We start from the raw sequence: 26,064 nt of genomic DNA on the forward strand, positions 1-26,064 counted from the left end.
TACCCCTCTCACTCAGGTAGAAAATCAACCCAAGCAGGCACGAATCAACAAATTCGTTCTCTTAATAATCACTTTCCGGATCCGCCAGTAATTTCGCTGGAGGAACATTGGCGGCAATCTTACCGAAGGCAGTCAGTAACTGTGACTTCATGTCTTCAATCGTTGCGCCACCGGGGGCATCAATCCAGATACCATTGCACGCTTTGGCCATGGCCTGCATCAAGCTGCGATCAGCTCCTTCACCCACGGTCATGGTGTGAACCGTATACCCCAGGTTGGCTGCTTCCACAGCCTGCCAGAACGCATACTGTTTATCCCGATCATTGGTGGAGTAGTCAGACTGACCATCATCATCGAAATCGGTCACATCATCCCAGTCCCAGCTTCCCGGCAGTGACCAGCCCGAAGGCGAGCGGTTTGCATTCCCGTCGGTCATGACCAGGATGGTAGGGCGAGCACCAGCGCGGCCGTGGGACTGCAGTAACTCTTTTGCATCCTTAATCCCATAACCCATACCAGTGTAAGGAGCGTAGTGAGAAGCCTGCTTGTGTCTCTGGATCGCATCAATATCGGAATATTGATTGGTAATCAGATCATCCCCCAGATCAACAGACTCAGAAATCCCCTGTTCATTTAAAACAGATTGAACCCGTGACGTATCATCGTAAGTCACCAGCCCGATATGATCGCCGAACTCCAGCCCGCTGAGGAACTGGGTAAACAGCGTCACGCCTTCTTTCATCGCATGGAACGGATAAATAGGAGCCCGCCACAGATCTTCAGACTGGCTGTTCAACTTGCGTTGTTCAATCAGATATCCCATCAAAGTACGATACCCATATTTTTTGCGGTACCCGTAATTCTTGACAGTCCCGTCAGAGCGAACCCACTTAATATATTTTTTCCACAGATTTTTATTCGTGTTACCAGAAGGCTCCCCATTCAAATTACCATAGTAGTTCTTGCCTTCCTGAGGGAAGGGGTATTTCAAATTACCACTGGAGTCAACTTCGTCCAGATCCAGCGACCTGAAAATATAATCATCATTCGTCGAACTGATATACTTTCCTACGGCAGAATCAATTTTGCCGTAACCCGTTGCCGGAAATTTCAGATTTCCGGTATCGGAATAAGTCGCCCCGGAAGCAACTAAAGTATCCCAGATATCATCCAGATTGGCTTCGACGGCTGATTTCCCCAGGCGATAAGAAGACATTGCATCAAATTCACTGTCGTAACTCATTGAACCTGAATAGTCGAGTACGAGTACAATATCGCGTGCTTCAATAAACGCGATTGCGGAAGTTGTCACAGCGGCTGTTTTCTCACTCATGAAACCAGCAAAGAACAACTGTAGACGTGAGTCAGGCTGTCCCTCGGTAGCATTATCTTTACGGGCCGTGACTTTCACCACATTATATGGCTTGGCGTTTTCGCCCCAGACCATGTGAAATGTTCCGGAGCTGTCCTGGTAGCGTTTCCCGAACTCGACATCGGTCTCAGGATCAATATAGACCCCATTCAACCGAGCGACTTTCTCAGCAACGGCTCTGGCAGTTTCGACGGCAATGGAATTCGCATCCTGCACATCGCTGCTGACATTGTCGCTGCCACCGATTCCATCAGCCGTCGTCTGGACGGCATCAGTAATCTGCTGCGCCGCAGCCAGCGCAGCCGCTTCGACGGCATTCCGCATCCTGGTCTTGGTCATTGTGATCACAGCGATGTCGATACCAAACGCCATGAAGCCCATGGTTGCGACGAGGAATGGCGCTGCCATTACCATGAACGCACCGCGACGACTCTGGTCGTGCGGGGAACTGGTTTCCTCATCTTTCAGTTGTTGCAGTTGTCTCATGTTTCCCCCTCTTGTACTCTCGAATTAGAGCCACAGACACTTAAGTAAATTGTGCGTTTCTAGTTGACGATCTTAGTCGTACCGTTATTCAAAATCAGATCCCAGACAGGATCACCACTCATTGGTTTGGCCATCGAACCTTCCAGGTTCATAATATCTGACAACGTGGAATTCGAAGCGCCTTCGGGAATCTCAATCCCAATTCGAAATAACCTGTTTCGGTTGTCGGAATTACTTAAATCAAAATCAGTCCCTGTGCTGGGAGGATTGGGCATGGGATCTAAAGGAACCCCGTTTTCATCTTCCGCATGGGTAATTGTGACCACCAGATTGGTTTCATCATTTTCAATTCCTGATGCACGCAGAAAATTGCGGACATCCAGAATGATTTTGTCATTCAGAGTCTTACCAGCGGGAAGCTTTAAACCGGCGTCCATCGAAGCCAGACGGCCTGCCTGGGCCAGGGCAGCGTCCATGACAGTCGTGGTGTGAACGGCCTTTCGCACTGCCACCATACCCAGAAGTAACGCCAGAAAAACTGGCGCAATTAATGCAAATTCAACCGCTGCGACTCCGCGGCGGCTTTGCTTTGAAATGACGGACTGCCTTCTCTGTTTTTGCATGACTTGCATAAATTTGCTCCTGCAGGCGATTGCTTGCCGAAATAAGTAAATATTAATTTCTGTCTGATTACTCGTGACGTCTGACGGAATGTCCGGACAAGACCATGCTGTCTTCTTTGGCGGCAGCCTCTGCGGCTTTGACCGGATCAACAAAAAACGAGCTTAGTAATCGAACATCTTTGTAAGGCACTTCAACGCGAACCAGGAATAACTGGGCTTTTTTCGCGTTGGTTAATTCGAGATCGGGCAGGGTCTTATAATTAATTTGCGATACATCTGCGCCTGGGGTATCAAACTGACTGGCATCCTTGACCATGATTTCAGCAAGATCGGCATCGAAGACGGTATTCAGCAGGGCTTTGACTTTGGTTTCCACCTGTGCGGTCGTCACTTCTTCACAACGCCCCAGCTTGGCGCCTTCCTGTGTCGCTTCCTGAATGATATTGGAAATCATATAAGCGTAGCCAAATTCAAAAATGGCATAAACAAACACAAGAAAGACCGGAGTCACGAATGCCAGTTCCACTAAGGCGAGACCGGAACGTGCTTCTACATTTTTCAGATTCAATGCCTGTCGGCGGTGCCGCTTCAACATCATAATTTCTCTTGAAAAAGTTATGTATGTCCCTCCATGGTCATATCTGTCTAAATCTGCTGATGTGCAGTCTGCTGGGAGAACTATTTCAAGAGGGGTTGGAATTGTCCAATAAAACAATAGCTCAGGATTTGCCTGCTGCAGGTCTTTTCTTCAAAATAATCCGGATTATTTTCCTGTTGATAAATCTCAACAGGTCCTGATAATGCAACATCAGCCATCAGAGCTCTGAAGAATAAAAACCACATTTTCGTGCTGTATTTCGTGATATTTGTTATTTTCTTGTTTCTGAGAGACTGATATCAAGGCACTTCAATTGAAATTCATGTTGCATTAGCGATACACTGTCTGCAGTCGTGCCAGCTGGTTACATGAAATCAATAAAACAAGATATGTTTTGGCAGAAATAAATTATGGGTAAAAAGGCATCGTCAACGATCAAGGCAGGCTCAAACATCCAGGTAAAAGAAGGGATCTGTGTCCCGGAGTTTCCGGAAATCAGCTGCGAAGGGTGGACGGGTATGGTTGTCGAAGTCCGTGGCAAGAAGGTTTCTGAACGAACCTATATCCTTGAATGGGATGACGAAACTGAACAGAAAATGCCCGCAGCTTATAAATCTCAATGTGAAGAGCAGGGGCTGTTCTTCAAAATGGCCTGTCTGCCCGGCGATGCATTAACCCTGCTGGAAGGTTAAAGCTGCACATCGTCCCGCCGGAAGAATTCGGATCCCTCGTTCGCCTGTAGTTCTGCTGCGATCACTGACAGGGGTCTTCCCAGACCGGGCACACAATATCCCGGTGCCAGTTCAGCCAGTGGCACCGCCAGAAACACGCGATTGCCGATGTCCGGGTCAGGGACGATGCGATGGGCAATCTGCAACTGCTCTTCATTAAAGAGAGCCAGGTCAACATCAATGGTACGCGGCCCATTTTTATTAAGAGGGTCACGCACACGCAGCAGCCGAGCCTCAATTCCCGGAATCACTTCATCCCAAATCCGCTGCGCATCACATTCGGTCTCTAACAGAACTGCCGCATTTAAAAAATCAGCCTGATTTTCATCTCCCACCGGCTGACTCTGCCAGACTGACGATTTCTGGCGAATTTCACCACAGCCTGCCAGCAGCCTGACGGCCTGGGCAAGATTGAACTCAGCCCGAATATTACTGCCTAAAGCCAGATACACCTGATTCATTTCAGACTCCTGAAACATCCTCACGCGTTCTGAAGACGGTCACTCCGACCGACCGGGCAAAACGCAGCGCACCTGGTTTCTCAATCTGCACCTCTGCTGAATGAACTTTATGATCCTGCAAACAGATCTGCGCGACTTGGTCCGCCATTTTTTCCACCAGTTGAAAATGTGAGCTTTCAACCAGTTCAATGATCTCTTTGGTGATCGTTCGATAATTCACTGCATCATTGATATCATCTGACTGGCCTGCTGTTTTCAAATCCACCTGCATGGTGATATTGATCAGCACATCCTGTTTTTTTTCTCGCTCTTCATCGTTGATGCCGATAATCGTGCGTAACAGTAAGTCGGAAATATGAATTTGATCAGGCATTTTATGAGAGTAGTTTAAAATAGGGCAGACTTATGAGGCAGACCAGCTACAATGATAAATCACTATAGTCATTATCCCTCTGATTGCACAGCGAAGAATTCCTGACTTCTGGCAGGAACACAGGATTGACAGCAACAGCATCAACAGAGGGGTTACAAAGTAGAATGAGCAACGAAATGAACCAAACCCCCGTATCAAGACGTCACTGGCTGAAACAGACTCTGATTCACTCCATGGGACTCGCTGCCGCCGGGCAGTTGCAGATGGCTTCCTCATTCGCTAACCCCTCAAAGTCAGCGGAAAAACCGCCGGTGATTTTACTCAGGTCAGGCTGGCAAACCGTCAATATCGGCGATATCGGTCATTCTCCTGGCATTTTAAAACTACTGGAAGTATATGCTCCCGAGTTTGAAATCATTCTCTGGCCGAACAGTGTCGATCGCGGCGTGGAACCGATGCTGAAAAAACGTTTTCCCAAACTGAAAATCGTCAAAGGTCGTTTGAACCGCAACGGGAAACTGGACTCAAAAGAATTACAACAGGCCTTCGAAAAAGCGGATTTCTTTCTGCACGGCTCTGGTCCCAGTGTTGTCTCCCGCCGGGAACTGACATTCTGGAAACAGCAAACCGGTAAACCATACGGCATCTACGGCGTCACCGTTTCCGAGATCAACCCCGAACTTCATGAACTGCTCTCGGGAGCCGATTTCATTTTTACCCGTGAAACACATTCGCTTAAAAACCTCAAAGAAGCCAAAGTGACGTCAGCCCAGCAGGATTTTGCCCCCGATGCGACCTTTGCCATTGACCTGACCGATGATGTCAAAGCATCCGCATTTCAACAGAAACATCAGCTCCAACCGGGTAACTATCTGTGTGCCGTCCCGCGTTTACGCTATACACCTTACCACAAAATCCATAAATCCAGCCGCTGGTCTCAAGAAAAAATCGAGGAAGTGGAATCGGTTAATCAGCAGTATCAGGAGCAGGATCATGCTAAACTACGCGCCGCTATTATAGAGTGGGTTCGGACCAGCGGTCAGAAAGCGGTCGTCTGTCCCGAAATGACCTATCAGACGGAAATCATTCATCCCCTGGTCATTGATCCGCTGCCCGCCGATGTCAAATCCAAAGTCGTGGCCCACGATGAATACTGGCTGCCTGATGAAGCCGGCTCATTGTACCGCGATGCCGCCGCGGTGGTGAGTATGGAATGCCACTCTCCGATCATCGCCTGTGCTTTTGGTACCCCCGGGCTCTATGTCAGACAGCCCACCGATACGATCAAAGGTCAGATGTGGTACGACATCGGCTTAAAAGACTGGACTTTTGAAATCGATGAAGTCAATCAACAGCAGATTGCCGAGCGTGTCATTCAGATTTACAACCACAAAGCCCAGACAGAAGACAAGCTGAAAGCGGTCATGCAGTCGATTCATGAACGACAGCAGAATACCATGCAGATATTAAAGCAGGCCGTTCTGAAAGCACATTCATCCTGATCCTGATATCTGGCAGCGTGAAATTACTCCAGCCCGGCCGTGAGCTGTTCACCACCGGCGACCGTCAGCACTTCACCTGTCACAAAATCAGACTGCAACAGATAGAGCAGGGCACGACAGATTTCAGCAGTACTTCCTGCCCGCTGCAAAGGCACTTTCTGCACCCGCTGGTCCAGATAAGACAGGTCTTCTCCTGGTGGGGGTAGAATGGCCCCCGGAGCGATGGCATTGACCTGGATCACAGGTGCCAGCTCCAGCGCCAGGCATTCCGTGAGCGTGACCAGCCCTGCTTTGGAAATCCGGTAGGCCAGATGTCCCTTACCGGCCCGTTGCGCACGCCAGTCTACAATATTGACGACATGGCCGGTCTGCCCCGGCTGGAATTGTTCCGTAAACCGCTGGCAGAGAAAAAAAGGGGCCTTGAGGTTGATATCCAGATGGGAGTCCCAGTCTGCCTCCGTTGAATCAGACAGTCCTTTATTCTCAAAGACGGAAGCGCTGTTAATCAATATGTCAACTTTGCCAAACTGTGTCATCGCCGCTGCAAAAATGTCAGCAGACGCTGTCACCGGGTCCGAGAGATCAGCCGAAACGTAAGTCGCTATGCGTCCTCGCGCTCGAACCTCCTCACAAGTCAGCTTCGCCGCCTCATGCGAACAGTGGTAATGAATGCAGATATCAACGCCGGCTTCCGCTAAAGCCAGCGCCATTGACCGGCCAATTCGTACCGCAGATCCTGTAATCACTGCGACTTTGCCTTCCAGATTCAACGTGAACTTCCTCCAGGGAAACAGGAATAAAAAAAGCCCCAGTCATCAAACCAGGGCTATTACGAGCTCTACTGAAGATGTTTCGTTCAAGTTATAGCGGAAACGACTTCTTTGACAACAGGGGTTCTTCCGAACGCCCGTTCAATTTTGCCAACCAATATCTGCTTTGTGAAGTCAGATTTCAGAATATAGTCACTGGCTCCATGGTTGAATGCCTGAATAATTGACGTGGTGGAACGGTTCGAGGTCATCACCAGCACTTCTACACCCTGCGTAAGTGGTGATTCCTTGATGAATTTGACGGATTCAGCATGATTTCCATCCGCACCATCCAGATCGAGTAAAATCAGGTCAGGAGAATTCAAGGCGGCCTCCATAAATGCTTCTTCAACCGAAGCAGCTGTTTCCACTCGATAACGTTCGTGCAATAACCCTTTGAATAATGCACGATTCATTTCATCCTGATCAATCACTATCACACGTTTTCTGTCACCAGGCTCGTGTTCAAAATCGATAATCTCCCCCAGTTGGCCTACAAAGCCAAAATAAACGGCAAGGGGCCCGATACCCGTCTGGAAGATCCCGCAGCGGGAACCCGCTTCCGGGGGATAGAGTGTATCAATCTGGTCTGTTTCAATCACAGTGGGGTGGCCGAGTCGGAATCCCATGTGATCAACCGCTTTTTTTGCCTGACCTGCGATCATGTTTGATAACTCACAGGCAAAATCGGTCAGAACATGTTCATCATCTGCCAGTTCCTTATCTATCAGCAAAGACACAGCCTGAGACACCAGTTTACGAGGAACATTCACCACCACGATCCCTTTGCCGGGACCATTGACTTCAATTGCTGAACTTTTATCAAAACGCGGTGCTTCATCGACTTCGATAATCTTTTCCAACTCGACTGTCGTGCCGACAAAATATTTGAAAACATCGATCACAGAATTAATGACCGGATCTGAAAACCGCCTGGTCAATGTTTCTGTCGTATGTGTTGCAGGAATATATGACATAACTGAACCTGTCTTGAACAAATAGTTGTATCTGAAGTAATAACGTCGCAGAAGCACGAACTGACCCTCAGCCCGGTTTCTGACCTCCAGAACCTATTCCAATTTAATATTGAGTGTTTAAACTATATGTCAGAAATCCCGTCCCGCTGTGAGCGATTACTTCTGGAACAGGGCTCTCATTAGGCACCCGCTCTCACAGTTGTTAAAATCAACACGACCCGATTGTGGTACGAGCAGGCTGACCAGCATGGAATCGACGACTCATCTCATTGAACTTCCTTTTTTTAGCAGCCAAAGCAAACTTCCCCAAAACCTTCTCCCCAGGCGATGAAAGAATCATCTATGAAATCCCAATTTTCTTTTTTTCGTATTTTTTTCATCTCCTTTATCGGACTGCATTTATGTCAACCGGCCTTTGAAGCATCTGCCTCCACAAATCCTGCAGGGAAATCTGAGTGGTCAGGCAGACAGGATACCTGGCATGGATTTCAGCGAAACCATTTTCAGATTGAGGGCCGCAAATGTTATGTGGTGATTCCCGAGAAGGTCGCGCCTGGTAAACCCTGGGTCTGGCGAGCCCGGTTTCCCGACTTCCATTATGAAATGGATGTCGAACTGCTCAAGCAGGGATTTCATATCGCCTACCTCGATGTCGCCGACCTGTTCGGATCCCCCCAGGCAATTTCATACGGAAACAAATTCTATGACGACCTGACGAAACAACACGGATTTCAGACTAAGGTTGCTTTGGAAGGAGTGAGTCGTGGCGGGTTGTTTATTTATAACTGGGCGCTCGCAAATCCGGAAAAGGTCAGTTGTATCTACGCAGATACTCCTGTCTGCGATTTCAAAAGCTGGCCGGGCGGCAAAGGCACCAGTGCTGGCTCCGAATCTCGCTGGCAGGCTTGTCTGAAAGCCTATGGAATCACTGAAGCCGAAGCCCTTAACTATAAACTTAATCCGGTTGATCGCATTCAGATCATCGCCGAAGCCAGAATTCCGGTACTGCACATCATTTCGGAAAATGACCAGGTTGTTCCGCCCGCCGAAAACACGCGTTTGATGTTCAGCCGAATTCCGGAACAGTTTCGGAAGGATAATTTCAAAATCATTTCGGTAAAAACTGGGACTGAAAAATCAAAAGGGCACCACTTTACGCATCCACATCCCGAGCAGGTCGTAACCTTTATCAGACAAAATACGCTGCAAAAAGACGCAAACCAGCGTCCCAACTAATTTAGCAGGATCATTCAAAAAACCGAATTGCATACTTTTCTTTCCCCTCTGGATCGGAAACAATAGATGGGAGCAAGGAAGCCGGATCAACAGAAGCAAAACAGATACTTACTGAATTGAGTTACCCCCGTGTCTTCCCACCGCGTATCCTTACAGACTGGCATAAAACGTACCAGACAGTTCGTTGGGTTCCAGCGTGCTGCCAGCGTTACTTTGTTCTGTCTCCTGTATCTGATCACTAATACGGGAATGCTGCCCGGGTTACAACAGGGCAAAGGTTGCTGCTGTGCAGAGCAGAAAAAATCCAGTAATGACTGCTGTTGCATCAACAAAACCTCCTCCAGCGATTCCCAATCTGAGGGTTCCTGTTGTACGACCAGAAGACACAAATCCGGCAGTTGCTGTGAGGTGAAAAAGAAAACAACACCCAGGACTCAGCGGGAGTCGAATCTCCTGCAACTTTCACGATCCTGTGGATGTGGTGATTCCTCCGATCATGCGCTTTGCGTCGCCTTCCCCCGAAACGTAAATTCTGGACCCGCACTTTTGAACTCAAGTGACTTACAGGCCATTTTGACGTTCATTGATGTTCCCGCTGTTTCGATGGCATTCACGCCAGATACCCCACCTCCCCGCGTCTGAACGCTTCCCACTTCTTTAGCAAGTCTGCAGATCGAAGTCGATTTTCATTAATCCGGAATCGACGTGTCTGCAAACTGTCTCGTCCAGACTACTGGTGCCGCCCGAATTTCCCGGCCACCACACTGTAACAGAACAGGTATCCTGAAATGAAACAAAAAACACCCCTCTCTCGTCGCGCGCCTCATGGCTTCACCCTGATCGAACTCCTGGTTGTGATTGCGATTATTGCGATCCTGATCGCTCTTCTGCTCCCCGCTGTCCAGCAGGCCCGCGAAGCAGCCAGGCGCTCCACCTGCAAAAACAGCCTGAAACAAATCGGGCTTGCACTACATAATTATCACAATGCGCACGGAGCCTATGCCCCTGGCTATATCTCCAGAAATATCACGAGTAGCGTCAACAGCACTACTGAGACCGGCACTGGTTTCGCCTGGGGAGTGATGTTGCTCCCGTTCCTGGATCAGTCTCCACTTTATAATCAACTCAACCTCAATCTGGACTGCACCGTCAGTCCGAATATTGGTCTCGCTGACTCTGCAATCCCCATCTTTCGCTGCCCCAGTGACACCAATCAAGGTGTCTTCTCAGTCAGCGACGGATCAAACACCTATCGGGTTGCGTCAGCCAATTATGTTGGCATTTATGGCTATGGCAGCCTGACTGAAAAGCCGGGGGCTCCGATGGGAAAAGGAATTCTCTACCGAAACAGCAATACACGCATTCGGGATATTACCGATGGTACTTCGAATACGATTGTTGTTGGTGAGCGTTCTCATCAGCACCAGTTTGCCAGCGCCGGCACAACCGTCGAAGCCGATTCAACATGGTATGCAGCCATTCCGAGTGCCACGCGTCCCGCTGGAATGATGAGTATGACAGAAGGACCAGCGTCCCTGATTCTGGGGCATGTCGGACAGCCGGCCATGATGAGCATGTCGGAAATGCACCACCCACCCAACACGACCAACCATATTGCTAACTTCTCGAGTAAGCACGAGGGGGGAGCTCATTTCCTGCTGGGAGACGGAGCAGTCCGGTTTCTGAGCGAGAACATGAACTACGACACCTTCCGGTATCTGGGAACCATCAATGACGGAAACGTCATTGGCGAGTTTTAGGACAGCCCGAAATCTCTGATGAAACGATCTGAAAACTGCCCCGCACTGACCTGTCAGTTGCGGGGTGGTTTCTTAACAGGGCCTGCATGAACCACTTATCACATTCCAGGCTCCCGGTCTTGCAGGAGATACAGTACCATCGCCGGAGCCAATTCACCGGGTAGTCCCTGCGCATGACCAGGACATTCCCAGCCCTTCAAACCGGTCGAAACCAGAGCCGCGTCCCTGCTGCGGAACCCAAAAGCCTGCCAGCAGTTGCCACTTCGACCTCTGGGTCGAAAAACTGTTTTTCGATTTTTGTAAATTCCGCGCAATTTCGTCAGTTTATTTCTTGTATTTTATTCCTCAATGACATAATAATCTCGCACTTTAAAAATTGCGTACCGATATAGGCATTACGATTCGAAATCGTCTCGAACATTTCATCAAAATCGGATGCCTGTTTTTTTCAGGCACCTCTAGTGGAGGGTTTATGAGTTGCATAAAGGAAGACATCTTCTCATTGATTGTCGTAATGTCTCGCGGGACATTTGTCTAAACGACCAACTGGTTCTTGAAGCCATGGCGCGTGGTGCTACCCGCGCTGGTGCAACTGTGATTTCACAGGTTAGATATCACTTCGGTCATAATTCAGCACCGGGCTTCACCGCTATGTGCCTTCTCGATGAAAGCCACTGCTCAGCACACTGCTACGCCGACCTCGGCTTAATCGCTCTGGACGTCTTCACCTGTGGCGACACCGACCCGAATGACGTATTACGTTATATTCGGGAAGAAATCGACCTCGGTGATGTCAGCATTCTGGAGATGCCCCGCTTCCCCATCCCGAATGGGAAACCTGCCTTACAGGAAGCGGCCAGCTACCCTTGCGAAGCTGATCAGGTCGTCGCTCTATAAATTCTCAACATTTCCAGACTCTACCAGGAAACCATCAGAACTCCCTACAGTTCTCACTCGTGACGTGGTAGATTAAATCTGTTGTTGAATTCTTGTCATAAAAACCGCATTCAGGCAAGTGTGCTCCGATGACGTTTACAGTCAACGAGCGCACTTGCCATGCGTGATGACGGGGAGAGTGCGTCCATTCTTTTGAGTACTATCAGGATAAGCAGAACATGAGTGGAGAACGAGAGTTCCACGACGGCCGCGGCGATGGTTTAAAACCTCTGAAAAGCCTGGACCTGTCCAAAGTCAATTCCTTTCCCGAACTCTTACAGGCGATGTCCGAGACAGCCTTCTCAGGCAGAAAACTGGGTGTTGCCTACGATATCCTGCTTGAAATGTCTCAGGATGCGGACTGCAAAGTCGTCCTGACACTTTCCGGTGCCATGACCGTGGCCAAACAGGGAAGCATCATCTGTGACATGATTGACCGGGGGCTGGTCCACGCCGTTGTGGCCACAGGAGCTCTGATCGCGCATGGCTTAACCGAATCGATCGGCCTGGTACATTACCAGTACAATCCCAACGACTCTGATGAAACCCTCTATAAAAAGGGTTATAATCGCATCTACGATACACTCGAAATGGAATCGAATCTGAATAACGTCGAACGGCTGGTCCGCTCCGTCCTCAGAGACTCCCAGCCGGAAGATGGCACCTGGTCCTCGGCCCGCCTCTGCCGGGCTTTAGGTCAGCGTTTATCCGAACTCGACGACGGACGTGGCATTCTCAGAAGTGCCTACGAACAAAACGTACCGGTATTTATTCCTGCTTTCACCGACAGTGAAATCGGACTCGATGTCTCCACCTGGGCCATGTCAGAATTCATCGCGCAATCCGGCAAATCGCTGGAAGAACTCGATCAGGATGAGATTTTGAAGGTCCTGCCCCGTTTCAATCCGTTTATTGATTTGCAGGAATATGCCCGACTGATGCGCGATGTCATGACACTCGGCATCTTCACAATCGGCGGTGGCGTCCCCCGTAACTGGGCACAACAGGTGGCCCCGTATTATGAAATCGCCAACTTTCGTCTGGGCACAGAGTGGAAAGAACCCCGCTTCAAGTACGGCGTCCGCATCTGTCCTGAGCCGGTTCACTGGGGTGGTCTCTCCGGCTGTACTTATTCGGAAGGGGTCAGCTGGGGCAAGTTTGTCTCTCCGCAGGATGGAGGGCTGTTCGCCGAAGTCTACGCCGACGCGACCGTTGTCCTGCCGCTGCTGATGAAAGCGGTCTTCGACAAAATGGATGAAAACGCCTGACTGCGGGGCACAGTCCTTGCTCAATCAGGGGCAGGGGATGAGCGCGGGTCTTGTTCCAGGTATCGGGCGATTCCCCGGCCCAGCTGCTGGCCCACGGTCCTATAACCCGCAGGGGTGCTGTGTGGTGTGTTCCAGCAGGTCTCCAGCGTAATCCCCACGACATATTCGCGCGTCACACTCCGCACCCAGTTACTGGAAATCTCTTTCCAGCGTTTGTCATATTTAGGACCGGTCGAAGGTGTGCTTTGATCCAGCTTGAATGGCTCCTGCATCTCCTGACGGCAGACTGCGATAAACGCATCTTGCAGAGCCTTTCGACGCTGCGTATCGAGCTCCGGAGGGGCAATATAAAAGTAAGGCTGCTTCGAGTTCGCACCTGGATTGTGCAGGTCCACAAATAATACCAGCCGCTCACTTTCATCAAGTGCCTTCAGAGACTTCATCGCAGACTGGACTGCATTCCAGCGCGGATGCTCCGACCAGTCCCGGTTATGGTCATGTGGCACCTGATTTTTACCGCCGTTACCTGTCGCCACGTTATCAATGTCCATGATCGGCACATAGTAGATATCCGCCTTTTCCCTGAGAGCAATAGCCTGCGGATGATCGCTGACGGCCCACTCAATAAAGCCGCGGCCCACCCAGCTGCCTCCGGACTCCCAGGCATGCTGCCGCGCCTGCACCCAGATGACCATTCGCGATTCGTCTTTCTCACCGACCGGCGAAACGACTAAGGCGGGTACACTCCGGCCGGCCCGGGTCTTACACAGCTCAAAAGCCGTCACATTCGCATGCTTCTGACTCAGCGTTTTGACTGATTCTTCCGCGTCAGCGGGAACAAAGGGAGGCCCCCAGGCAAACCAGACGACCTTCGCTTCTGGTTTCACGTTCCACACACAGGTCTCTCCCTGTTTTTTGCCCGGTCCTGTTTGAGACCAGAGACGCTGATCGGAACTGAATGCCGCTTGCTCAGGCAGCGCCCACGCTGCGGACAACTTCAGTCCGTTCGCCTGCTTCATCTGACTGGCATCGACCGTCACTGTGAGTTCTTCCCCTAGTGTAATCCCCGTCACCTGAAAGTACCACCAGCAAGGCCACCCAAATTGCGGATCACCGGCGGGACGAACCAGAATCGTGCGCTGATTCTGGTCGATTTTCACCACTTCGGCAGAACCTCCCGGAAAATCAGAGGAGACCACCAGATCCTCAGCCGCGGCTTGAGAAACGATAAGAAACGTCGACAATACCCACAACATGATCAAGCAGTGCAGTCTCGACATCGTTTCTCCCTGTTTGGATTATTTTAAGATGCCCTCGGCAACTTTACCCTGTCCTGGTTCTACCAGAGCCACCGGCTGAGCATTATGTTCGAAATGTAACTCATCCGCCTTCAGACCAAACTGATGCAGTAATGTTGCATGAAAATCATGCTGAGTGACAACATCTTTCACAGCCCGGTGACCAAAATCATCTGTGGCGCCATGAATGTGCCCCTCTTTAACACCACCACCGGCCATCCAGATACTGAAGCCTTCGGTATTGTGATCGCGACCTGGTTTTTTGCCCGCCCCTCGGTCCTGAACAACAGGCAAACGCCCCATTTCGCCGCCCCATTGTACCATCGTCGAATCCAGTAAACCACGCTGTTTCAGGTCAGTCACCAGGGCCGCACACGGTTTATCGCAGGTTTTACAACGGGATTCCAGCGCCGCAAAAATGTTCTCATGCATGTCCCAGGCGTAATTCCAGATCTGCACAAATCGCACGCCGCGCTCCACGAATCGACGGGCCAGCATACAGGCATCCGCGAACTCTTTGGTCACCGGATCATCGGCTCCATACATCTGGTGGGTTGCTTCTGTCTCTTTCGTCAGGTCCAGCGCTTCGGTCGCCGCGGTCTGCATCCGGGCCGCCAGTTCGTAACTGGCAATCCGAGCCGACAGATCATCTTCTCCCGGATGACGTTCCAGATGAATCTGATTTAACTCTTTTAACAGATCCAGCTGATTACTCTGCGGCTTTCCTCTGAGTTGTGAAATCGGGTTCAAATTTGCAATCCGTGGTTCCGATTTACTGACAACAGTCCCCTGAAATATTGAAGGTAACTGACGGCTATCCCAGTAAGGAGAACCGACCGGATTGCGGGGAATTGTAATCGCGACAAAGGCCGGAAGATTCTGAGTTTCGGCGCCAAGACCATAGGTCACCCAACTCCCCAGTGAAGGCCAGCCTTCGCGTCCGCGTCCCGTCGTCATCGCCCGCATCCCGGCCACATGATTCCGTATGTTGGGCAACTGCATGGAACGAATCAGCGTCACATCATCGACAATCTCACCGAAGTGAGGCAGCAGAGCCGTATTGATTTCCATCCCCGATTCGCCACACTTCTGAAACGTGTCAGGAGATGGCATGATGATAGACGTCGCCTGACCGGCATTGTCGTATTTAATACCATCGCCGGGAAACCGTTTGCCCGCATATTCATCCAGCAGCGGCTTGCGGTCAAACAGATCCAGGTGACTGGGACCGCCGCCACAGAAAATCGAAATCATTGATTTCGCCCGGGCCGGATGACTCGTTTTTTTCGGTGTCAGATCGTACCTTATTTCTTCCAACGCAGGCTTTTCAGGTGCCGCCAGCAACTGGTCGTCTTTTAACAACGTCGCCAATGCCAGCGAAGAAACACCAAAGGCACTTTGCGCCAGAAAATGACGACGGGAACCGTTTGAATAATCATGACTGTTCTGAAACACAATGCACTCCCTTCGGAGAGGTTATCAATCTACAGACATCTGACTGACGTCTGATTGCAAACCGTTTATTCGACATATAAAAACTGATTCGTGCCAAACAGGACATGGCACAGTGATGCCAAAGCTTCCTGCTGGGGATCTTTTACTTTTTTCGCCTGGTATTCCAGTAACTGTAGTTGAAAATGTTTCTCCAGAGCCTGCATTTCAGCTGCCGATGGTTCATTACTTAATGCCAGCTTCCAGGCGGTTTGCACCAGTTTTGTTGCATCAGCAGATTTTCCCGCTGTCGCCAATACCCGCCTGGCAAACGCAACAGACTGTTCACGCATGAATTCGCTGTTCAACAACGCCAGAGATTGCGTCGCGACGGTGGAAGAGACACGTCGCTCACAATTTGGCTCCATACTCGGTGCATCAAATGCATTCAGCATTGTCACAGGCTGAGTCCGCCTCACCTGGATATAGACGGAACGCTTGAGTTCCCGTCGATCGGCGGAAACTTTTCCCGAGCCTACAGTAATGATTCCACTATCAGCCAGAGAGACCGGGATGGGTGCACCAAACGGGGCCCGATTCAGTTCGCCACTGACGGCTAGAATTGCATCGCGAATCGATTCCGCTTCCAGCCGTCTCAGATTCATCCGCCAGAGCAGCCTGTTATCTGCGTCGACGGCCAGCGCTTTCTCAGAGTGGGAAGCCGAGGTCTGACGATAGGTCCGCGAAGTCATGATCAGCCGATGAATCCGTTTCAACTCCCAGTCATGCTCCATGAAGTCGGCTGCCAGCCAGTCCAACAGTTCCGGATGCGTCGGAGTTGCGGAGCGCGAGCCAAAATCCCCTGTCGAATCGACAAGCGCCTGTCCGAAATGATGCATCCAGAACCGGTTCATCAACACGCGAGCCACCAGCGGATGCTGTCCACTCGTCAGATAACGGGCATACGCCAGTCGACGACCCGACGTTGGGACTGCAGGATCATTGGTGGGAAATGTATTTTCTGTTTTTGAACCCACAACCGTGAGTCCGCCCGGCGCAATCTTTTCTGATTCGGGTGAGGACATATCCCCTCGATAAAACACAAATGTCTCAGGCAGATGCTGAGTGTCTTCGGTCGCAACCCGGATGTACTCCGGTTGAGGAATCTGCTTTCTTAGTTTGTCGGCTTCCGCTTTCACATCTTCATAGCGTTTTGCCAGTTCCTTGCCATCTTTATAACGCGCCAGGAACAGATGCAGCCGCCCCGGGACCAGCAGATCCAGCATCGGATACTTTTTCTTGAGGAATTCTGCCTGTTCGGCAGTTCTCTCTTTCACGGCTGTTTCATAAGCGGTTTTCGCCTGCTCCCGGTCTGCTTCAGGGACTTCCTTCAAAACCCGTTCCGAGATTAACTGCGTCACTTCTGCTTTGATTTGATTATGCTGCTCGTCCAGTTTTTTGACTTTCGCTGACAGCTCCACCGCTTTTGCTTTTTCTTCCTTTGACATTAACGCAGCCCGACGGCTGGTCGGCTTTCGCCACTTGTCGGCATCATAAACGGGGGCAATGACGGCTCGCAGCCGATAAAAGTCTTCCTGGGGAATCGGATCAAATCGATGATGATGACATTCCGCACAACCGACGGTCATCCCCAGTAACGAGGAAGACATAATCTTCACGGTTTCCGTAATCACCTGATTCCGGGCCAGAGCAGGATCCATCGGGCTTGATCCCGTTCCATCCGGCGCCAGCCGTAAAAACCCGGTCGCCGTCAGTTTGTCACACACGGCCGGATCCTGGTCTACCAGTTTCTGCGCGGTCGCATGCGTGGCTTTCACCAGTTCGTCTCCCGCCAGTTGTTCTTGAATAAACTGATCCCACGGCTTATCTGCATTCAGTGCGCGGATGACATAATCACGATAATGCCAGGCATCCGCGCGAATCACATCTTTATCGTTGTAGCCTTCTGAATCGGCATAGCCGGCGACATCCAGCCAGTGCCGCGCCCAACGTTCGCCATAATGGTGAGACGCCAGCAGACGATCCACCATTTTCTCATACGCTTCGGGCGACTCGTCTGCCAGATACGTTTTCACATCTTCCGGAGCAGGGGGGAGCCCCGTCAGGTCAAAGGCTGCCCGGCGAAGCAGCGTCAGTCGATCTGCTTCCTCGGAAAACCAGAGCCCATTCGCTTGCAGCTTACGAGCGACAAATGCATCAACCGGATTTACTGTCGATGCTTTCGCTGCCTGGGAAAGACGTACAACATCCGGCAACTTCGATTTATGGATTGGTTGAAATGCCCAATGCGAACGCTCGGCTGCCGTCATCAGAAAATCACCAGGCTTCACTTCGCCTGCTGGCTCCGGTCCTGCGGCGGCTCCCTGATCGATCCAGCGGGCAATGACGGCCACTTCGTCAGGTTTTAAACGCTGTTTCTCATCGGGAGGCATGTCGCCTGATTCTACGTATTGAAACAGCAGGCTGTCAGCATGCTTTCCGGGAGCAATCGCATCTCCTGAATCGCCGCCTTTCAAAATTAAACGCTTTAACCGCAGATCGAGTGCACCGGAAAGCTCTTTTTCTTCACCGTGACAATGAAAGCAATACGCTTTGAAAATGGGTCGGATGTCTTTTTCAAACGTCAGCCGTTCATCAGATGCAGAAGCAGAGGGAATCCACGCAAACAGTGAGATTAAGCCGGGCAGCAGTAGTGCATTCACACGGTAATACAAAGCGCTGTTCCTTCATATCGGGGAACATCTTCAGGGAGGGTGTCATTCCGCTGAACTCAACGAATATAACTACAGTGGTGGGAATCTTTTATAACATTTATCGGCTGTAAAGTCAATTTATTTAACTTTACTTACAGCTTTCCGGAACCACAAACAAAAGACGTCACGCGAACTGTCGATGGGCAGACGTCGAAAATGCCAACAATCATAAGAGTTACAGCAGATGAGCCTCGATCACTCCCGAACCAGAGTCTGTTCCACCACCGGGTCAGGCAATTCTTCTGGTTCTTCCATCGCGGGCACCTGTGAACGTTTCGCATACCGCGCCAGCAATGCAGGTAGAAAGACCAGGTCTCCAAACAGGGCAGACGAAATCGTCAGACCACTCATAATGGCGAAGATCCGCTGATCGCGCATGTCGCTGAAAATGACTGTCGAAAATCCGGCGACCAGAATCACGGTTGTCATGATCAGAGCCGTTCCCACCCCGGTAAAAGCGCGGCGAATCGCTTCTTCATCACTGTCGATCAGCAACTGTTCTTCTCGGAACCGGGTTAGAAAGTGAATGGTATCATCGACGGCAATCCCCAGACAAACCGTAAAGGCACACACACTGACAATCTCCAGGGACTGTCCCGTAAATACCAGAAACGTTCCTGTGACAGCCAGTGGAAACATATTGGGGATGATGGAAATCAATCCCAGTCGCAGGGAACGGAAGGCAAACGCCAGCACAATCAGAATGATAATCGCAGCACTCCCCAGACTGGCGGCGAGATCCACGACGATCTGATACAGGTTCCGCCAGCGCCACACAGCAGACCCCGTCAGCTCAAATTGAAAGTGCGGGTGCGCAGTACCAATCGTTTTCAGTCCCTCTTCGATCCGTGTGAAGGTCGGGCCATAGCGGGCGATCCCCAGATCCTGCACATGAAAACTGACTTCGGCCTGATTCCGTTCCGGTGTATAAAAGGCGCGCTTCAGCGGGGGAGGCAGCAGATCCATCATCGACATCCGCTCTTCCGGTTTGCCTTCGCCGGGCAGCGCCCCCAGGATATTGCGAATCGAAATCGGATGGCCAATCAAGTCTTCCTGCAACAGTAAATCATCGACTTCACTGATGGCAATCAGCACCTCGGGAGAATCGGAGGCAACGTCATCATCCCAGGAGACGCGCACCAGTGAATGCTCCAGCCCTCCCATGGCCCGGTCCATATGATTCAACGCCACCGCCGCTTCCGAGCCATCGGGCAGCATATTGGCCCGCCGTTCATCAGGACGAAGTGTCAACGAAATCAAAATCAGAACGGCGGTCGCACCGATGCCCAGCGAGCTGATAAATCGTGTCCGCTTGAGAACCATCTCAATGATGACACTGATCCGACCCAGATGCCGGTCGATGATTCCTTTTCCATAGCCGACATGAATCGAACGTCCCAGCCAGGTACGACAGGCCAGGGGAATCACCGTGATGACCGCAATGAAAGTCAGCAGCACCCCAACCACACAACTGTAGCCGAATTCGCGCACGGTTTCATGGTGTGCCAGTGAAAGGGAGCCAAAGCCGATGGCCGTCGTCACCGAGGTCAACAGGCAGGCCAGTCCGACTTCCTGAACGCCTCGCCGGGCCGCATCACGCCCACTCAACCCGGCGGCACGGTGCTTTCTAATCTGGACCATCAGATGTACGCCATCCGTCAACCCCACCAGACTCAACAAAACCGGCAGCACAACATCATTAAACGGATTATCCTGAAAATCCAGGAACTGAATGAACCCCAGGGTCAGAAAGACGCCGAACATCGGCGCCAATGCGACGATGATCACGGCAGAGATCCCGCGAAACAGGATGACCGCCATGAACAGGATCATGCCGTAACCGATCACCTGGTATTTCACTTTGTTTGCATTGTGAGTTCGAACTGCAGTCAGATAGATTGGCACCCGTCCGGTGGTAAGGAAAGAGAAGTCTACGCCCGGATACTTCGCAGCAACTTCACCCGCGACCTTCTTAATTCCGGTCGTGCAATCTTCATCATCGTCCACACGAAACCAGTCGAACTTGATCATCAGCAACAGCGTCTTGCCATCCACGGACAGCAGTTGGCCGCCGACCAGTGGGTGTGCGACCGTTTTCACTTTGGCGGTATCCAGTCGCTTCTGGGAAGCCCGCTCATTGGGAATCAAGGGTTCCCGCAAGCCGAAGATATTCAGATTGGGAATGTCCTCCAGCCAGAAGACACTGCGCACGTAGTCCAGTGATTCAATACGTTCGACGATTTCACGCAGCGCTTTAATTCGCTCCGTAGTAAAAAAGTCTTCCGAATCAATGACCAGAATGGTGTGGGCATCGGTCAAGCTGATTGGATCAACATCCGGGGGCGCTTCGCGCACTTTTCGTGGCTTTTCCGGCTTCTGTTGCTGTACCTGTTGAACCGGAGCCGGTTTAAACCAGTCACGGACCTCTTCGGGCATGGTATAGCCCAGCATCGCAATTCCGCTCAGCAGCAAAATGAACAGGGTGACCATCACGGGATGATCAGCCATCCAGATAGAACATCGATTAAACGCGCGAAACACTCTCGATTCTCTCTTTCAGCGGCGTAGATAATTTAAGAAGGAAATAGAACAGAGCGAACGCACTCATTCGGGTGAGTTACAACCCGATTACCTGTTCGGAATACTGATTTCTTCTTTCTGAATTTCACCATCGTTGTTGAAATCATTGATATTTCCGTAGCGCTGAGTCACCAGGGGAATTTCATCCAGCATGACGTGACCGTCTCGGTTCTTATCGAAACGTTCGAAAAATTCTACCGTATATTTTTCATGTTTCTGCAGCAATTCTTTTTTTTGCAACTTTATCTCTGCGTCACTCAACTTTTTCTGAGGTTTCGGATTTTCAATCTTTTTCTTCTTGCGGGGTTCGGCGACTTCGAAAAAGGCAATCGCCATTTCTTCCCAGGTCTGATCGCCCCAGGTCACATATTCACTCGGATCGGGATTGAAGGGATTCTCCTTGGAATTATCGAACTTCACGGTGAACTCCAGCGATTCTACTTCGTCCAGTTTCATGGGCTGACTCAGCTCGTAGATATGCTGCCAGTTGAAATCGTAGTGAGGCACATCCAGCAGAATTTCCGATTCGTCCTTCTGCTTCATAAACAGCCGAAACGATTTCCCCCGCAAATGCATATGTGGCGCAATCGCCAGCAGTTCTGCTTCAGGGGGAATACGGCGTACTTTTGCTGTCACGGGAAAATCTTTAGTGTGTGGCGGAATTTCAAACTCCTGATCGATGCCAATCAGCGTGAAAACTTCGTGCGTGATTTCTTCTTCTTTGCCAAATAACAAACCAACTTTAGAAGTGTCTTGCGCTACCGATCCATTTGGCGTGTAATGCATCTGAAATACCAGCTTCGAGCCAGCGGGTACACGGCGGGCACGCCCTTCCGGCAGTTTTTTGATCCGCTGACCCGGTACATACGCGGTCAGCCAGCCGATGCCTTGGAAGTCGGCTCCATCGGGTGGGCGAATAAAAACAATCGCATGATGCACGACAGAGCGATTACCCGGCAGCACCTGCGCCCCGGTCACCCATTTGTCTTCTTTAAACCCCGGATCCACGACAAAATATTGATATTCCACCACACCTTCCGCGGGAACCTGGAAAGGCCGCTTCCGCATTTCAAAAACCGCGCTGGGAATTTCCGGCAGATGCCAGCCTTCGCGGAACTCGGGAAGTTTCGGCATGTTTTTCACATCACCATATGGCATGCCCCCGGCAACCCAGTCGCGGAGTACTTTCTTATCCTCATCTGACATGAAACGGGCATTGGCATAATGACCATACTTCGGACTCGCATGCCAGGGGGGCATGCGTCCGTCATCAATGGTTTCCAACATCGTGTCTGCCCAGCCCCGGACTTCATCATAGTCGGTCAGACTGAAGGGCGCGATCTCTCCTTTGCGGTGGCATTCCACACAATGTTGATTCAAAACCCGCACCACTTCATTACAGAACGTCAGACTGGTCGTGACTTCTGTTTTTTTGACGCGTCCAATGAAACAACCGTTCGGCTCTGTCTTTGCCAGTTTGACTGGTTTACCCGACAGAACCTGATCCAGCGCATTTTTCAGATCATTGGAAGTCGTTTCGGCTCGGGATATTCCCGGTAGATACTGATTATCGATCCGTCCCCGATATTGAATCGCCAGGTTCTCATCCAGCACAAAGACTTCCGGAGTTCGTACCGCCTGATACCGATCGGCGACTTCATTCCCGTAATCCTTCGCCATCGGAAACTGGATCTGATATTTTTTGACGTATGCCTGGACGTCTTCCAGTGAGTCCTGCCGGTTACTGTTCACGCCAATCAGTCGCACGCCTTGAGATTTGTATGCTGACTGTATCTCATTCAACTTCGGCCCGTACAGCCGTGCCAGCGGACATTCCGCTCCCAGAAAACAGACCACCGTCGCTTTCTGAGCAGGTTGTTTCTTGAGTTCAACAGTCTCACCTGAAGTGCCCGGCAGACGAAATGTCAGATCAGCGGGGGAGGGAGTGCCAGTTGGTTTATCCCCCCAGAGAGGACTTCCGCAAACCAGAATCAAAAACACGGCAAAACTTAAACAGCGACTAAACATAGAGCGATCCTTCCTCCTGCAGTGGAATATAGACAGGGGCTGTATTGTATCAACAGGCTGGAAAGCCTCGCAAGACCCACTGTACGGAATTGAAGCCCGTCTCGTTGATTGCATAAATTCATTTGGATATACTCGACCTAACTTGAACAGGTTTCAGATTTTGGCAAAAGTGTGAAAATTGAGTTTTGTTGTATCTGAATCGGTTCACGGCAGTGTGCTCCTGAAAAACGACAAAGGAAGGCGTAAAGTGAAAGCTCCACGTAGCGGCGGCGGTTGGAAAGCGATTAAATACAGTCTGACTCTGGCAAACCGGGTAGGCTGGTGGAAACTCTGGAAATCCATGCGTTCCAAAAACGCCTGCAAGACCTGCGCGGTCGGCATGGGCGGGCAAAAGGGAGGCATGGTCAATGAAGCGGGCCTGTTTCCCGAAGTCTGCAAAAAATCATTTCAGGCAATGGCTTCCGACATGCAGCCCGCAGTCGCTTCCGACTTCTTCGCGAAGTACAATATCGACCAGCTGCGATCTTTCAACTCACGCAAACTCGAATACAGCGGCCGACTCACCGAACCACTGCTGCTCTCTCCCGGAGAAAAACATTACAAACCCATTTCCTGGGATGCGGCCCTTGATCTGGTAGTCGAGCGTCTGAAAGCCTCTGGCCCCGAGCGGACTTTTTACTATGCCAGCGGTCGTTCCTCGAATGAGGCCGGCTTCCTGTTTCAGATGATGTCACGTCTGATGGGTACAAATTATGTCAACAACTGCTCTTACTATTGTCATCAGGCCAGCGGGGTCGGTCTAGGCTCCAGCATTGGCACCGGAGCGGGGACGATTAAACTGGAAGACCTCGAACACACCGATCTCTACATTCTGATTGGCGCCAATCCTTCCTCCAATCATCCGCGACTGATGAAAGCCTTCATGGAAATCCGGCGGCGGGGTGGCAAAGTGATCGTCATCAATCCGGTCAAAGAACTGGGACTGGTCAACTTCAAAGTCCCCAGCGACGTCCGCAGCATGCTGTTCGGTTCCAGCATCGCCTCCATGTATGTGCAGCCGCATGTCGGCGGGGACCTGGCGTTACTCACCGGCATCGCCAAGGTCGTCCTTGAACAAAATGCCCAGGACAGCAGCTTTATCGCTGCGCATACTGAGAACTATGAAGCCTTCCAGGAACAGGTTAACCAGACCAGCTGGGACGACATCATCGCCCAGAGTGGTGTCGACCGCGATACCATTCAACAGATCGCCGATCAGTATATCTCTGCAAAAAATGTCGTCATCGGCTGGTGCATGGGCATTACGCATCATCTACATGGCACCAATAACGTGCAGACCATCGCCAATGTTTCCCTGCTGCGAGGCATGGTCGGCCGCCGCGAGGCAGGTCTGATGCCGATCCGCGGGCATAGTAACGTACAGGGGCTCGGGTCGGTCGGCGTGACACCGGGACTGAAACAGGCCATGCTCGAACGTCTGGAGAAACAGCTCGGCATTCAGGTTCCCACGACACCCGGCTATGACACGATGGCCTGCATGGAAGCATCGCATCGCGGTGAGATCGACTTCGCTTTCTGTCTGGGTGGCAACCTTTACGGCAGCAACCCCGATACGAAATATGCGCTCGAAGCCATGAGCCGCATCAAAACGATTCTATATCTCTCCACCACACTCAACACGGGGCACGTCTGGGGCACGGGGGAAGAGACACTGATTCTCCCCGTGCTGCCGCGCGATGAAGAGCCGCAGTCGACCACACAGGAGTCGATGTTCAGCTACGTCCGCATGAGTGACGGCGGGAAATCCCGGTATGAAGGCCCCCGCAGTGAAGTCTCCATCCTCGCTGCCATCGGCCAGAAACTGTTCGCCGGCGATAACCGCATCGACTGGAAGAAACTGGAAAGCCATTCCGCCATCCGCGAACTGATTGCCGACCTGATTCCCGGCTATGAGAACATGCATCAGACGATTGAATCCAACAAGGAATTCCACGTCACCGGCCGCGCGGTCGCGGAATACCAATTCCCCACGGAAAGCGGCAAAGCAAAGTTCCACGCGATCCCGCTGCCTGAGATTCCCGTGGATGACAACCAGTTAAGACTGATGACAGTCCGTTCGGAAGGGCAGTTCAACAGCGTCGTCTATGATGACGAAGACATCTACCGCGGTCAGGAACGACGCGACGTCATCCTGATGAACCGGGCTGACATTGATCGCCTGGGACTCAAACCCGATCAGCGGGTGAAGGTCAAAAGTGAAGCAGGGGAGATGCCTTATATCCTGGTCCGCGAATTCGACGTCCGCGCCGGCAACGCACTGATGTATTACCCGGAAGCCAATATCCTGGTTCCACACACCGTCGATCCGCTCTCGAAAACACCCGGTTTTAAATCAACACGGGTGACGCTGGAAGTGGAAGCGACGGTTTAAATACTATTAGTAGCACGGCAACTGAATTTTCGGATCACCCAGCCGATCCCCATGAACAACACACCGCCCACCGCTGCGCAAACGAGATAAAACCCTAAAGTGATCATCACATGAGTCAGACTTGGGGAAACGGCACTCAACTCACCAGAATGTCTCAGCCAGGCGCCCGTTTCAAGATAGTAATACTGAAAGAGATTCGTTCTCCGCAGAGTACCCGGAGCACCACCTACCCCCAATGAATGGAACCAGAGCCCCATCCCCACAAACACAATCAGAAATCCAGCCAGAAACCAGGGCCGCAGTCGTTTCCCTTTCGTTTTTGTTTCCTGTTGTCGCTCGTCACCTGTAATAATCCACTTAAAAAAATCCTGAATCGAAATGCTAATCAAT

General features: G+C 51.1%; 20 protein-coding genes. 7 read left to right on the forward strand and 13 right to left on the reverse strand.

What is annotated here, in order from left to right:
- Nucleotides 1-61 precede the first annotated feature (61 nt).
- Genes Pan161_RS03260 through Pan161_RS03270 form a run of 3 tightly spaced genes read right to left on the reverse strand, consistent with a single transcriptional unit; the run spans nucleotide 62 to nucleotide 3,079 of the window.
- Nucleotides 62-1,858, reverse strand: coding sequence for a vWA domain-containing protein (locus Pan161_RS03260; protein ID WP_145224162.1), 1,797 nt, complete (start codon nucleotides 1,856-1,858; stop codon nucleotides 62-64).
- Nucleotides 1,859-1,917: 59 nt separating this feature from the next.
- Nucleotides 1,918-2,490: a TadE/TadG family type IV pilus assembly protein gene (locus Pan161_RS03265; RefSeq protein ID WP_145224163.1), complete on the reverse strand. Its 573-nt coding sequence runs from the start codon at nucleotides 2,488-2,490 to the stop codon at nucleotides 1,918-1,920.
- Between the two features lie 58 nt (nucleotides 2,491-2,548).
- Nucleotides 2,549-3,079, reverse strand: a complete 531-nt coding sequence (locus tag Pan161_RS03270; protein ID WP_145224164.1) for a TadE/TadG family type IV pilus assembly protein — start codon at nucleotides 3,077-3,079, stop codon at nucleotides 2,549-2,551.
- Nucleotides 3,080-3,489: 410 nt separating this feature from the next.
- On the opposite strand from Pan161_RS03270, the gene Pan161_RS03275 reads away from it, so the two are divergent.
- Nucleotides 3,490-3,771 carry a hypothetical protein gene (locus Pan161_RS03275; protein WP_145224165.1) on the forward strand — a complete coding sequence of 94 codons (282 nt, stop codon included), beginning with the start codon at nucleotides 3,490-3,492 and terminating at the stop codon, nucleotides 3,769-3,771.
- Here the strand turns inward: Pan161_RS03275 and folK are convergent.
- Nucleotides 3,768-4,271, reverse strand: a complete 504-nt coding sequence (gene folK / locus Pan161_RS03280) for a 2-amino-4-hydroxy-6-hydroxymethyldihydropteridine diphosphokinase (protein WP_197995674.1) — start codon at nucleotides 4,269-4,271, stop codon at nucleotides 3,768-3,770. The two genes, Pan161_RS03275 and folK, sit on opposite strands and share 4 nt — an antisense overlap.
- Nucleotide 4,272: 1 nt before the next feature.
- On the reverse strand, nucleotides 4,273-4,644 hold the full coding sequence (gene folB / locus Pan161_RS03285) for a dihydroneopterin aldolase (RefSeq protein WP_145224167.1): 372 nt from the start codon (nucleotides 4,642-4,644) through the stop codon (nucleotides 4,273-4,275).
- Between the two features lie 176 nt (nucleotides 4,645-4,820).
- Between folB and Pan161_RS03290 the strand changes: the two genes are divergently transcribed.
- Entirely contained in the window at nucleotides 4,821-6,146 is a 1,326-nt protein-coding gene (locus Pan161_RS03290; protein ID WP_145224168.1) for a polysaccharide pyruvyl transferase family protein, read from the forward strand.
- A 23-nt stretch (nucleotides 6,147-6,169) separates the two neighbouring features.
- Here the strand turns inward: Pan161_RS03290 and Pan161_RS03295 are convergent, their stop codons facing one another.
- Nucleotides 6,170-6,916, reverse strand: coding sequence for an SDR family oxidoreductase (locus tag Pan161_RS03295; RefSeq protein ID WP_145224169.1), 747 nt, complete (start codon nucleotides 6,914-6,916; stop codon nucleotides 6,170-6,172).
- Between the two features lie 86 nt (nucleotides 6,917-7,002).
- The gene (locus Pan161_RS03300; RefSeq protein ID WP_145224170.1) at nucleotides 7,003-7,932 is read right to left on the reverse strand and encodes a response regulator; all 930 of its coding nucleotides are present in this window, start codon (nucleotides 7,930-7,932) and stop codon (nucleotides 7,003-7,005) included.
- 342 nt (nucleotides 7,933-8,274) lie between these two features.
- Between Pan161_RS03300 and Pan161_RS03305 the strand changes: the two genes are divergently transcribed.
- From Pan161_RS03305 to Pan161_RS03320, 4 genes are all read left to right on the forward strand, one after another.
- Nucleotides 8,275-9,168: an alpha/beta hydrolase family protein gene (locus Pan161_RS03305; protein WP_197995675.1), complete on the forward strand. Its 894-nt coding sequence runs from the start codon at nucleotides 8,275-8,277 to the stop codon at nucleotides 9,166-9,168.
- A gap of 788 nt (nucleotides 9,169-9,956) precedes the next feature.
- On the forward strand, nucleotides 9,957-10,928 hold the full coding sequence (locus Pan161_RS03310; RefSeq protein ID WP_145224172.1) for a DUF1559 domain-containing protein: 972 nt from the start codon (nucleotides 9,957-9,959) through the stop codon (nucleotides 10,926-10,928).
- 477 nt (nucleotides 10,929-11,405) lie between these two features.
- On the forward strand, nucleotides 11,406-11,825 hold the full coding sequence (speD, locus tag Pan161_RS03315) for an adenosylmethionine decarboxylase (RefSeq protein ID WP_081459519.1): 420 nt from the start codon (nucleotides 11,406-11,408) through the stop codon (nucleotides 11,823-11,825).
- 218 nt (nucleotides 11,826-12,043) lie between these two features.
- The gene (locus Pan161_RS03320) at nucleotides 12,044-13,132 is read left to right on the forward strand and encodes a deoxyhypusine synthase family protein (protein ID WP_145224173.1); all 1,089 of its coding nucleotides are present in this window, start codon (nucleotides 12,044-12,046) and stop codon (nucleotides 13,130-13,132) included.
- A 20-nt stretch (nucleotides 13,133-13,152) separates the two neighbouring features.
- Here the strand turns inward: Pan161_RS03320 and Pan161_RS03325 are convergent, their stop codons facing one another.
- The 5 genes from Pan161_RS03325 to Pan161_RS03345 all read right to left on the reverse strand — a co-directional run bounded on the left by Pan161_RS03325 (nucleotide 13,153) and on the right by Pan161_RS03345 (nucleotide 23,243).
- Nucleotides 13,153-14,412, reverse strand: coding sequence for a M14-type cytosolic carboxypeptidase (locus tag Pan161_RS03325; protein ID WP_145224174.1), 1,260 nt, complete (start codon nucleotides 14,410-14,412; stop codon nucleotides 13,153-13,155).
- An 18-nt stretch (nucleotides 14,413-14,430) separates the two neighbouring features.
- Entirely contained in the window at nucleotides 14,431-15,885 is a 1,455-nt protein-coding gene (locus Pan161_RS03330; RefSeq protein ID WP_145224175.1) for a DUF1501 domain-containing protein, read from the reverse strand.
- A 65-nt stretch (nucleotides 15,886-15,950) separates the two neighbouring features.
- A complete protein-coding gene (locus Pan161_RS03335; RefSeq protein WP_145224176.1) occupies nucleotides 15,951-18,596 on the reverse strand; it encodes a DUF1553 domain-containing protein in 2,646 nt (881 codons plus the stop codon).
- Between the two features lie 234 nt (nucleotides 18,597-18,830).
- Nucleotides 18,831-21,143, reverse strand: a complete 2,313-nt coding sequence (locus tag Pan161_RS03340; RefSeq protein ID WP_145224177.1) for an efflux RND transporter permease subunit — start codon at nucleotides 21,141-21,143, stop codon at nucleotides 18,831-18,833.
- Nucleotides 21,144-21,263: 120 nt separating this feature from the next.
- Nucleotides 21,264-23,243, reverse strand: a complete 1,980-nt coding sequence (locus tag Pan161_RS03345; protein ID WP_145224178.1) for a redoxin domain-containing protein — start codon at nucleotides 23,241-23,243, stop codon at nucleotides 21,264-21,266.
- A 247-nt stretch (nucleotides 23,244-23,490) separates the two neighbouring features.
- Between Pan161_RS03345 and Pan161_RS03350 the strand changes: the two genes are divergently transcribed.
- Nucleotides 23,491-25,674, forward strand: a complete 2,184-nt coding sequence (locus tag Pan161_RS03350; RefSeq protein ID WP_145224179.1) for an FdhF/YdeP family oxidoreductase — start codon at nucleotides 23,491-23,493, stop codon at nucleotides 25,672-25,674.
- On the opposite strand, the gene Pan161_RS03355 is transcribed toward Pan161_RS03350, so the two are convergent.
- On the reverse strand, nucleotides 25,671-26,063 hold the full coding sequence (locus Pan161_RS03355) for a hypothetical protein (RefSeq protein WP_232103606.1): 393 nt from the start codon (nucleotides 26,061-26,063) through the stop codon (nucleotides 25,671-25,673). The genes Pan161_RS03350 and Pan161_RS03355 overlap by 4 nt on opposite strands.
- Between the last annotated feature and the right edge of the window lies 1 nt (nucleotide 26,064).

The organism is Gimesia algae, from assembly GCF_007746795.1.
Taxonomy (GTDB): domain Bacteria; phylum Planctomycetota; class Planctomycetia; order Planctomycetales; family Planctomycetaceae; genus Gimesia; species Gimesia algae.